4 protein-coding genes are annotated in these 12,791 nt (G+C 48.0%); 1 reads left to right on the forward strand and 3 read right to left on the reverse strand.

What is annotated here, in order from left to right; genetic code table 11:
- Positions 1-32: 32 nt before the first annotated feature.
- On the forward strand, positions 33-914 hold the full coding sequence (locus EXU85_RS27500) for an AraC family transcriptional regulator (RefSeq protein ID WP_142775159.1): 882 nt from the start codon (positions 33-35) through the stop codon (positions 912-914).
- Positions 915-1,620: 706 nt separating this feature from the next.
- Here EXU85_RS27500 and EXU85_RS27505 read toward each other — a convergent pair.
- From EXU85_RS27505 to EXU85_RS27515, 3 genes are all read right to left on the reverse strand, one after another.
- Positions 1,621-3,513, reverse strand: coding sequence for a putative Ig domain-containing protein (locus EXU85_RS27505; protein ID WP_142775160.1), 1,893 nt, complete (start codon positions 3,511-3,513; stop codon positions 1,621-1,623).
- 35 nt (positions 3,514-3,548) lie between these two features.
- Positions 3,549-6,149: a GEVED domain-containing protein gene (locus EXU85_RS27510; RefSeq protein ID WP_168207876.1), complete on the reverse strand. Its 2,601-nt coding sequence runs from the start codon at positions 6,147-6,149 to the stop codon at positions 3,549-3,551.
- Between the two features lie 422 nt (positions 6,150-6,571).
- Positions 6,572-12,151, reverse strand: a complete 5,580-nt coding sequence (locus tag EXU85_RS27515; RefSeq protein ID WP_142775162.1) for an SdrD B-like domain-containing protein — start codon at positions 12,149-12,151, stop codon at positions 6,572-6,574.
- Between the last annotated feature and the right edge of the window lie 640 nt (positions 12,152-12,791).

Raw genomic sequence — 12,791 nt, forward strand, 5'->3', positions numbered from 1 at the left:
TTGTTGAACGAAATTAATGCTTGTACTTAAAGATGAAAACCGTAGAGCACGACTTTGTCCAACTTAGGACAGATGACCTTGCGCCCTTTTATAACCTATCCGAGGATGAGCAATTTACACTCATTGAGCTGGCAGCTATAGACGCCCCCATTCAAGTTTTTATTATTGATACTACCCGTAATAGAGCGATTGAATTACGCGATCTAATTCCATCAATTGTAAGCTCCAATCACTACTGTTTAGTTAGTGGGGACTTTTCAACTGAAAGCTATTTTGTTCAGTATCAAGATTATGTGTGGCTTAAGCCAGGTAGTGAGTTTTCTGTGTTGTTAAAGCCTGCTATTCGGCAACGTATAGTGGTTATTATGTTACCTAAAAACACGCTAATTTCTTATCTATCCGTTCTGCCGGACGATATGTCGACTTTTACGCTAGTTCCAGCATCGAAACCCTTTGCGGATCATGTACGGCTTATCTTCTCAGATCATAAAGACCCATTCATTCGGCAATTGCGCCAATATAATGGAATCACTCAGCTTATCCACGATTACTATAAGGAAGCAGAGGACCAGCTTAACTTGAAGCTACACGATATTATTAAAATTAAAGAGATAGAAGCCTTTATATGTCACAACTTATCTAAACCGCTACCTCCTGTTAGCGAGTTAGCTCAACAGGCTGGAATGAGTGTTACACGGTTTACCGAACGATTTAAGCAAGTGTATGGTCAGCCAATTTATCAATATCATTTAGAGAAAAGGCTTGAGTACGCCAAAGAATTACTACAAACGCGAGCTTATTCAATTTGGCAATTAGCTTATATGGTCGGGTTTAAATATAGTGCTGGTTTCAATAAAGCTTTCCAAAAATACACCGGTCAAAGCCCTTCTGCCTTTATAGGAAAATCGATGTAGGCGTACAACGAACTATATAGAATACTAGTGTAGTAGTAATAATGGCTTTAAATTACTTGGCTTCAGGGACTATTAGTAAATTTATTAATTCATACCTCGCACATCAGCCTGCCGTGCGTTGAAAATATCAAATAAGGGACTTTCTACAAAAGAAGTAGTGGAGATATAGTACAGATTTTAAAAGCAAGAATCTCTTAGGTGTCCTCAATAAATAGATGCTTATTGAGATTGGTTCCATTGAAAAAGCGTTTAATCTGAAGCCATGTAAACTAATGGGCAAATTATCAGATAAGCTTGATTGCTTACCCATTCATGTGAAAATTTCACTTTTCAGCCCCACAACTGGACGAGAAAAGGCGTTGTGTCAGAAAAAAACTATAATTGTTGCACAAGTAACGAACTAAGTATACTCCTTGACACTCTGGAAGCCCAAAAGGGTCTGAGGGGGCGAGAACGGTTACGTATGCAACTGAAACTACTAGTCCAAATCTGTAAGAATAACGTGAATACGGGATTAGACTGAGTTTGTTTTGGCCCTGACGGGCCATTTCTATTACCGTAACCGTCTCACGTTAATAATAGTACAGGTTAATCAAACGTAGCCAGACTCGCTGGCTACGTTTGATTATACTCAAAACGAATCTCATTTTTCGCAAACTCCTTGGTAAAAAATCTCCAGAATACTACTGCAAATGATCGACTGCCTTTACCGTACTCGTTCAACTGCGATGGGGAAACATTCGCCGGGTGGACAGGGGGTAGTCGTACAACTTTGGGGAGCAGTATAGGTCACGGTGGTACTGTTACAACCACTCATACTAGCCGAAACGGTATGCACTATGCCATCCGAATTTAGCCCCGTCAATGAAAAACTGGCTGTAGCCTGATTAGCCGCCACCGACACTACCGTCGAGGTACTACCATCACTAACGGTCAGGTTACCAGCTGCCGCATTGCTTAGATCTATGGTACCTGTCAGTGTATACAGGTTGGAAGCCGTATTGCAAAGCCCCGGTATGACCGTTGCTGTTAACGAACAGATAGGGGCTGTTCCAATCTGTAGCATAGCCAGGGGCATAGTAACCGAACAACTCTGGCTATCGGTGACATGTAGGGTCGTTGAGAAACTACCTGACGTGGTGGGTACACCACTGAGAACCCCTGTGCTGGCGTTAAGCGTTAACCCAGTGGGCCAATTATTGCTGTCCATCGAGAAGGTGTACGGGCCAGTGCCTCCGGTTGTGGTCAGGGTGGCGCTATAGGGTTGCCCGACAGTACCGGCAGGCAGGCTGCTCGTCGTCAGGCTCACTGAGCAGGCCGTCGTTGACTGAATCGAAATAGACGTAGCGGTTGTACAGGGACCGGTGATGCAGGTGGTCGAGTAGACGTTCGTGCCAGTGGTGGGGGTGACCACAATGCTGAGCACTCTGTCGCCAGTTGACCAGGCAATCGTGCCGGTACAGCCCACAGCGACCAGATTGACGGGGGTGCCCGCGGCTACCAGGGTGCTACTGGTTTGCAGACTCAGAACCGTGGGCACCATGACCGTCACGGTGCCCACGGCGGTAGCGCTTGAGGCAGCCGTTGTGCAGGTGGCCGTGTAGCTGGTGTTGGTCGTGAGAGCCGGTGTCACAAGGGTGGGTCCTGTATCACCGGTGTTCCAGCTTACGGTACCCGTACACGTAATAGCGGTCAGGGTAGCGGAACTGCCGGCACAGATTATAGCCGAAGAGGCTATAATCGAGGCTGCATCTGTGCAGGAAGCCGGGGCGGTGTAGGTGGCTGTAGCTGTGCTGCAACCAGGCAAGCTCACCGTTACGGTATGACTAACTCCATCAGAGGTTAGGCCCTGTAGGGAAAAGTTGGCCGTGGACTGATTCGCCGTCACCGCCACTACGGTTGAGATGTTGCCGTCGCTAACCGTCAGGTTACCAGCAACTGCATTACGTAGGTTTACTGTACATGACAGGCTGTATTGGTTGGTGGCCGCATCACACGGGCTGGGTGTAGCCGTCGTTGTTAGTGAACAGATGGGCGTGCAGGCAAGAACACCCGCCTGGTTGACACCTACATACTGGCCCTGTTGAATCTGAAGGACGCCATTGTTGGCCGGGACGGCATTAAAACTACTAAACGCCGGGTTGACTACTAACGCGGGGTTTCCATCTGGATTACTCACCTTGAAGGTAAGCGTGCCGATACTGATCCAGTCGGCATTCGTAATCAGGGGGCAACTCGTGGATGAACTATTGAGCACCATCGTCAGATTGAACAGGCCGGGCGTTGATCCATCGAAACTATGGGCATCCCACAAAGCTTGTCCTCCACAAAGACTATTCGTATCGAAATTGAGCGACTGATAGCTAACAAAGGTTAGCGAAGCCGGATCATAGCTTAGAAAAATAGAGGAAGTACCGATCGAAAAGGAGGTGGCATCGCTTGCCCGAATTTGCATCGTGGCCGTATATTGGCCAGTCGCACAATCCAATTGTGTCGAGAATCTCAGGTCGGCAGTTTGTGCCCGCAGCGAAGAGGACGCCAAACAGATTACCAGTAAACCCAACAGGGTGCTAAGTAGTATAAGTCGAAAATTATTCATGATGGTGGTTTAGAAATGACCTCAAATTTGTATTCTTATAGACCGGGCGTTCCTATTTTGGACCGGTTGAGTACCCAGCGATTGAAATCCTGATTATTAACGACTCCATTACCATCAGCGTCGATAGACAGGTAACGACCCACAGCCGATGCATTCACTTTCCATCGGTTATAATCTGTACTGTTGATTACATCGTTGGCGTCATAATCCCCTGAATACATTGCCAGTTTTGCCCCTATGAGCACAAGTTGCGACGTTCCCCGAGCGGCAGTGGCATCGGTCGTAAAATCAACGAGCTGGTTGTTGGCGATGGGTTGGTTCGATAGAATAGCCAGGTGGCTCCGGTGATGGATTGAGGCATAAATTGGTTCCGACACGGAGGAGAATATAACACCTTCAGTTCCGTCGGTATTAATCAGCACTCCATCATTTCGCACAAAGGCGGCTTTCCGGGCCAATACGCTACCCGCTGCATTTCGGGCTACAACCAGCACCCAGTCGGTCACATTGGCCGGGAATGACGAAACTTGTTCAGAGCCCGTGTAAGACCAGGGCATCGACGAATAAGGCTGCTGTTTGGGAATCAGATTCGAAGAAACCAGCAAGGTATGCATCAGTCCAGTCTGGGCATCGGTAAACCCTTCGAGCAGTAGTTTTGCCCGAACTACTATAGACTGCGGACAATTGACTATCAGAACGGAAGTACTTGCCTTACTCGTACAACCAATATCGCTGGTGATCGTAACTGAATAGGTACCGGATGCCGCAACAATGAGGCTGGAACTGGTCTGGCCAGTATTCCACAAATATTGGCTTCCCTGGCTGGCGACAACTGTCAGGGATTGTCCACTACAGGTTGAAGCCGATGAGGGCGAAATACTTGCCGTTACTTCTGTTGGCTGCCCAACGGTTACAACCAGACTTTGGCTACAGGCCGCATTGGTTACAATAGCCGTATAACTGCCCGCCGATAAGTTGGTGAAGGTGCCCGTTGCATTCGACTGGTTATTCAGTGAATACGAGAACGGAGCCGTGCCGCCAACTGCGGTCAGGCTAACAGCCCCATCCTGATTGCCCACACAGTGAACCGGTGTTGCAGCGGCAACCAGGCTGAAACAGGTCGCCGGATTGGGGTTAGGCCCATCTATTACGATCGTGTAGTCTTCCGTTTCTCCATAGTTGTAGGGATCACACGGGCTCACGACTAATCCGTCTGACGCGTATTGACTCCGTAGCCGAAGCTTGGTCGGGCCTGCGCTCGCAGAAGCAGGTATCGTGATCGTACTCACCAGTGAGGGGGCAAGATACTGGGTAGGCGACGACTGAAACAGTCGCTCCGTATCGCTAAAGATGCCATCCCGATTACTATCAAGCCAAATAGATAGATGCTGTTTGATATAACTTCCGGTATTCCCTGTAACAGCACTGGCCGTGAACGAATACACATGACTGGGCTGTGCGTTAAGCTGAGTAGCGGTAAAGTCTGAGTAACCCGCAGGACCAGCCCCCGTTGCCACAGACCGTAGCGTAGACTGACTGCCCGTCAGGATAAAATCATCAATTTTCGGTTTAAAGTTGCTAACGGGCCAGGTATATACGGGTATACAATAAAACAGTCCAGAATTGAGGCTAACGACCTGACTATACTGGCTTGATGCGTTTGACGCTTTGACGCGGTAATAATAAGTCGTATTTGCGGTCAGGTTGCCATCTACAAATGAAAACAAGCCCGGTGACAGACTCCCAATAACCGTAAAGTTCGTTGTCGGTTCGAGCGACCGTTCGATGAGAAAACCGGCGGCATCACTTCCAGCATACGCAAACTGGATCTGTGCCCCACCCGACTGTATACTGGCGACAAGATTTGTGGGAGCCGAAACCGGGTTATTGGCGCATAGTAGCGCGTATTCATTGCCGGGATTGAGCCGCAGACTTATACCGTCTGTTATGCGGGCATACTGCCCAGGAGTAAATGTATAGCCATTGGCACAGGAAAAATAATAGGACATAATATTGGAGACCAACGGCTTGAACAAGTCTCCGTTAGCATCCGTAGTTGTTCCGGAATAAGTACAACCCGACACCGTGGCGCCTGGCCTATTATAGGGGTCGGCAGGTGTATCACAAACAAAGTCTCCGGCAGTATCACAATTGGGGGCGAATGGTCTACCCTGTTGCGATTCGTCGGGGCGAATCACTAATTCACGGTTGGCAACCGTACTACTCTGATTACTTTGAAAGGTATGGTACAGGTTGAAATAATGCCCCAGTTCATGGCTTAGCGTATACTCCGTTACCTGGCTGGCTTTCACAAATACCCGGTTCGAGATAGCCAGCGAGCTTGGAAAATACGCATAACCTGTGGCCTGGTTACCGCCATAACTTAGTGTATTGGTCAGGTAAACATTGATGGCATAGGATACATCGTTTGCGTTAGCCAATAGACTTTCCTCGCTATTATCATAATCGAACAGGGCTGTATTATCGATGTAATGCGGTTGGGCACCACACAAATAAAAGGCCATACCCACCGGCTGATATAACTGGTTCAGTAGTACCAAGGCCTGGTTCAGGCTCGCTACACTGGCCCCTCCGGTTCCATCGCTCCGACGAACGACATGAAACCGAATAGGCATGTATTGAACCTGAGCTGCACGCCGGGCAGATAGGGCTCGTGTACGCTGTGCAAGTAAATTTTCTTGCCGTGTAAGTTGATCGTCGGAAAGCTGGGGCGTAGCGCAACTTTCCTGTGCTATACTCCAGCTACTTATCAAAAGTAGGTGTACAGTTAGTAAGATAGCAATAGCTATAGTAACCCTAAACATGGGTACTAAACATTAAAGTTGAACAATTAGGATACTAAATGTGTGGTATTTGTCACAACACAAACAATGTGCCAAAAAATAAAATAGTTTATAGTAAACAGATTATAAGTCACTATCTATAAACAAAAAAGCGGTGCTGAGACATCTCAGCACCGCTTTTTTGGAATTTAAATTATTTGCTTTTACATAGGAATTGCGCAGTTGATTGCTACCCTTTTGCTAACTACTTCACCTTAATGGGAATCCCCAAGCCGGGCCGGTCGTTTGGTTTGCCGAATGACTAACGGCACACAACTTTCGGGCGGGCAACCGCAAACCGTTGGCAAGAGGATGACCGTTACATCCGTATAACAACCTGATGCGTTATACACCCGAACCGTATACGCCTGATTCACCACTGGATTGGTTAGATTACTCACGATCACTCCACCCGCTGGAATCACCTTAGCGGAGCCCGACAACGGAGCAGACTCATTGAAACTGGTCCCCAACGAATATTGATAGGTATAGGTCGCCTTAAAGCCACTGAGTACGATCTTACCGTTAGCCTGAGCGGTATTACCCGTACAGGTGACAGGTACAGCCACAGCCTGGAAAGTTGGCAAGGTATCCTCTTCCACAATGAACGGGCAGCAACTGAAATCCGGGCATTTCCCGGTAACGTTATCTACGGCTAAGCTATACGTACCGGGTGCAGTAACTTCCAGAACATTGGTGGTCTGCCCACTGATTTCCACATTATCCTTAAACCATTTGTAACTACTACGACCCGGAGCGGCTGTCAACTGGAACAGGTAGACACTGCCAGCGCACATACGGTAGGGTATAGACGTACATGCCGTTGCCGTATCGCCAGGAACAATGGCTGTATTATAAAGGATCCCTGAGCTATCGGCAACAGCCTGGAACGTCAGACTTAGACTTTGGCCAGCGCTAATTGACGCAATTGTCCAGGTATTGACAGGCCTACCTGACGTAAACGTTGTACCAGCAGGAGCAGTAGCCGAGTTAAGCACATAGGTTAGCCCTATGCTGCTGGAATCCCGGACAACCAGATTGGTGGCGGTCGTTGTCCCGGCATTGGTTACTACGATCGTATACGTGAGTACATCGCCGATTTGGGCTTTGGACTTATCAACGAATTTATCCAGCGACAGGGTTGGTGCAATTGTATAGAAGCCTGCATCCAGGGTGGGGTTAAACTCACCCGCAGCCAGTGTCACCGACTGGGTTCTGCCTGTAATCGGATCGGCATCACTGTCTGCTGTAGATGAGCCTACATGGGTCAATGTAGCCGTCATGCCTGCTGGGGCGGTGAAGCCCACTACATAGCTGTTGCTGCTGCCTGGCGTCAGACCCGTGAAACTATATAAACCTGAGGCATCCGTAACGGTGGTGGCCGACGTTCCTCCGTTGGTGTAGAGTGTCACCGTCACTCCCTCAATTGGCGTATCACCTGTATTTTGAATACCATCTTTGTTAGCATCCAGGAACACATAGTCGCCCAAGCCTGCTGTTGGGGTTACGGAACAAGAAATGGGGGCTGCGTAAGTCGTGCTGCTCGTACCACAACTGCTAAGGCTAGCTGAAACTGTGTGCACCAATCCATCGGCAATCAGGCCATTGAATGTCCCACTCACACCACTTGTGCTGCCCGTGACCGTCAATATCTGACTCGTTACACCATCCGACAAGGTGATACTACCGGCTACAGGATTAGTCAGCAGAACACTCACCGTAGACGAATATGTATTGCTGGCCGGGTTACAGGCGGTATTTGTGACACTGACCGTTAACGAACAAACTGGCGCTGCTGAAGTCGTAATTGTTAGTGGTGCTGTGTCTGAGCAGTTCTTACTGTCAAGCACGCCTATTGTAAAGGACGTTGTAATAGCCAATGTAGGTGTTCCGGAAATCACACCACTTGTACCATCCAGCGTTAATCCGGCAGGTAGGCTACCAGCCGAGACGGTAAAGCTTACTGGTGCCGTACCACTACTGGTTGTTAGCGTTTGGCTGTAGGCTACTCCTACCTGACCATTAGCCAGACTGGCGGTCGTCAGCGAAAGTGAGCAAACGGTGCAACTAGCTGGTACAGTATAGATTGCACTGGCAACAGCGTTTGCCAGAGAAGCAACAACCGTGCGTGAAGCGGGCCCATTGCTACTGCCACTCAGGCTAAAGCTGGCCGAGGTTTGCCCAGCCGTTACGCTTACGACACCGATAGTTGTTCCATTGTCGGTAATCGTCAGTGATCCGGCAGGGCTATTAGTCAGACTAACCGTGCCCGTAGCACTGTACTGATTGGTAGCTGAGTTACAAACGGGTGTACTTACTACCACCGCTAGTTGAAGCGGAGCAATTGTACAGGAAGCCGGGGCTGTATAGGTAGTACTTGTTGCTGCGCAACTGGTGGCCGAACTAGTAACAGAAACCGTGTGCACCGTTTCATCAGAAGTTAGTCCGCTGAGGGAGAAAGTGACCGATGGCGCACCCGATGAAACAGCAACTGTAGTGCTGTGTGTACCATCCGTAATAGTCAGCGAACCAGCCTGAGCCGATGTAAAGCTGACAGTACCGGCCAGTGTATACTGATTGGTTGCTGATTGGCAAGTACCGGCTGTAACCACCACCGACATAGCGCAGGGAATGGTGCAATTTGTTTGGGGCAACAGTGCCGACACAACAGTATAACAGCAAGGGCCATTGTACAACACGACACTATAGGAGGTACCACTGGTGCTGGTTGGATTAGCCAGACCTGTGAAAGACACCGCGCTAGCCGAAACTGGCGTACTGCCCGTGGCGGTATACGACGGAATGGTTGACGTTGTCATCAAGTAGGCCTTATCAGCATTGGTGATACCAGCCAGGTTGATTTTAGCATCACTTTTCGCCGTTTGTGTTGCGGTGTTACAGGTTGCTGGTGTAACACTTACGCTGGCAACCAGCGTGGATACGCAAGCGAATCCAACATCGAAATTGTGATTGACAAAACCCGTATTACCCGTTGTCAGGCTTATAACAGGTGCAGTAATACCAGCAACTGTAGTTACCAGAGCATCTGAATCATTCAGGTCATTCGCATTCGTTGTCGTACTATTGGCACCTGTCAGGGTCAATTTGCTCCCGTTAACAGTTAGAATGTTGCCACTGAACTGGGTAGCCCCAAAAACTAATGAATAAGCGGTAGTGGCCAGAAGAGTTGTATCTGCTCCGGTACCCAGCCAGGTTCCTGTTGTCAGGTTCGCCTTGTTGGAGAAGTAATACTCCCCTTCTGCGTTGGTGGTAGTTGACGCAATTTTGGTCGTCCCTTTGTACAAATCGACCTGAAGATCAGCTAGTGATTTCTCGCAGGGGTCCTGAATACCGTCTTTGTTGGTATCAACCCAGGCACGGTTACCAATTTCAATAACCTGGAGCAGATCGCAGTTCAAATCGAGCTCGCCCAAGCCAGCAGCTTTCGCAAACGTACCTGGATCAGTACCCGTTGTATAGACAATGGCGGCTGCCTCTGCAACTCCGGTTTCATTATTCCAGTATTTAACACCACCCGAGTTGGCTACCGTAGCAACAGGGTCAATTGTGGCCCCTACTACGTGTCCGCTTCCTGGCTTTAGCGCTAATCCGCCCAGGGCCAGTTCGGTATGAGCAAATTTACTGCCGTCGAAATAGTTATCGTCATAGAATTCGCCAAAACCTGGCCCCTGGTTATTCGTAACGCCCGTACCCGTAAAAGGCCCCACTTTTCCATTATTTTCCAGAATATAGGAGCCATTCGAATTATAGGCGCGCAGGATATCGCCCGCTGCCGGGTTAACCGTATACAACTGCGTATTGGAAGGATCGGTACTGTAATTGTTATATCCTCCCTGTAGTCCCGTCCGATCGGCGAAGCCCAGCACCATCGAGCCATCAACATCAAATTCAATATCGGCCAGCATAGGTTGCGGGTGTACTAAACTCTTGTATACCGCTGTGCTGGTCGCAATAACCAGATCATCGAATGAATCGGTCCAGGGATACCAGCCTGTACTATCGGCCCCGGCCTGACCCGGCGAGTTTTTAGGCGAAATACCATACCCTTTAGGATAGGTAAGCGGGAAGTCGAAGACCGGGCTAAATGCCGAGCTAGCTGGATCAAAGGCATAGACGTAGGCCCGCATATCTGACTTATTCTGTGACGTTAGTGCATCGCATACGGTACCCACATACAGTTTACCTCCATACACGTGCAACGCCCAGGGACGCGAGCTACCGCCAGCACAGGATGGGTCCGGAATTGTATACGACTTTACATGGGCACTGGTTGGCTTAGTGCCCGATGTGTTGTAAGCAGCAATATCGATGCTATACAGCTTTTTGTCATAGAGGTTAACGAACCAGAGCTTTTGCCCATCCTCCGAAACCTCTAAGCCGCCAATACCAACCTTGCCAATTAAAGAAAATACGGCTGCATCATGGCTGGGCTTGGTTTTGTCAGCCGAAAGGCCGCGTCCTCCCGCACCATTTACGGGTACTAAAGCAGCGCCCACATCAATCCCTAAACTGGATACATCCATGAAACTTTCGGTAGTGGCACTGGCCGAGCTGGTATGGGTTACGTACAGCCCACCAACACCGAGTGGCCCTAAACCAGCATGCCGGTGAAGCGTTGCCGATAAGAATAAATCCTTGGTTAACCGGTTATAGCCCAAACCCCAAACCGTACCTACTGCATGCGCTTCTGCAATGTGCGTCATACCCGTTGCAGCCGTATTACTTTCATCGTAGGGAAAACTAACAATTGCATCTGCATTAGCCGATAAAGCAGCATCCGCTACGGCGGGCGATGGGTTAAGGTTTAGTGGATCCCCATAGGTGTAGCACGGAATGAAAATAGTAGGCTTCGACTGACAGTATAGCGTTGGGTTAGCTATACCTAAATTAACCGAACAGGTGGCCTGGCTCACAAATTGAACATTTGATTTACTATTTGCGCCATAAACCGTTCCCACATCAACGCCGGACGGATCACTAAACTCTACTCGAACCGGGTACTGAATGCTGGTACTGCTAAATAGGTATTTCCCATACTGATCTGTTAGAACCGGCCCATATTTGGTACCATTACAGTCATAAGCCGTAACACTAACACTAGAAACGCCCTGTGTTTCGGCCGCCTGCTGAATCCCATCTGCATTAAAATCCCGATAAACAATCCCACCTAACTGACTCCCGTTACAACTGGTTGGCGGACAGGCTGCAGGGAGGCTGAATGTTTGGCTAGCCTGACAACTGGGGTTGTCTGCAAACTGAGCAGTGACCGTACCATTACTAGCGGCTCCCGTTAAGGTAACTTCAAACGCAACGACCTGTGGCGTAACGATATTCTGTGTTCCCTGAATGAGTAGTGTAGTCGGTTGAGGATAGGTTACCGTTGTGATACCAGGAACAATTGTACGGCTTTGTCCAGCAGTTGTAACCACGATATAGTCATTTGTAGGGCCATCCTGCCAGCCTACCTCAACGCTTATGGTTGCTTTGCTAACGCCACTAATCGAATAACAACCTGACACGTCGACTCGGTTAAGCGTTAGTGAGCAGGCAGCTGTTGGCTGCGGAAGCGTAGGTGTGGTTGATGGCGTAGCATAGCTTGCTTGTTTACCCTTATCCACTTTACCTGACTTAGGCAACAAGGCAGAAGCCACGAATTCAGCAGAGCCATTATCCTTTAGGAAAGTAGCTGTGAATGTTTTAGCCATCACTGAAACAGCGACAAAAAGGCCTAGCCAGAGAGCTGTTCGTAGAAGAGACGGTGCAAGATTTTTCATAGAGTTACTGATAGGCTTGATATAAAAAAGGTAATACCAGCAAGGCAACCAATCCCTTTTTATTGCTGGTGTAGTACAACTAGGGCACAACCATCCATACACAGTCTGCAAGGGCTGGACAGGATGATTATTGGATGGGATCAGATTGAATTATTCACTAAACGGCTAACACTAACCACCTATCTATCACCAGCTTAACTGGTAGTATTAGATAGATAATCAAACAAAATGTAACTAATTGATAAATTAAAAATACATTTAATTTTATGTATTGCCGAAAATAGACTAGCAATAATGTAACCGTGAAACTATTGATCTATTTACACTTAAGTAGGTAGGCAAAAAAATATGCTGTATAATGCTATTTTTAAAGCGAACAGACGCTTTCTTCAACATAAATCACTTAGAACTAAAATTAACTTTATCATTAATTATGAATAAGGCATATAACTATATAAATAGACCTTTTTTCAGCATGAATGAACGTTTTTATTAATCAAACACTAGATAATTCTATTTCTATTTGCACAGAATTTGTATAGATATGGCATGGCTTACTTACTCAACATAAACTTATAATATATATACATTAATTTATTGTATTCTAATTATGCTACTTCTATCCCTACCAGAGCTAAAG

The organism is Spirosoma sp. KCTC 42546 (assembly GCF_006965485.1).
Classification (GTDB): Bacteria; Bacteroidota; Bacteroidia; order Cytophagales; family Spirosomataceae; genus Spirosoma.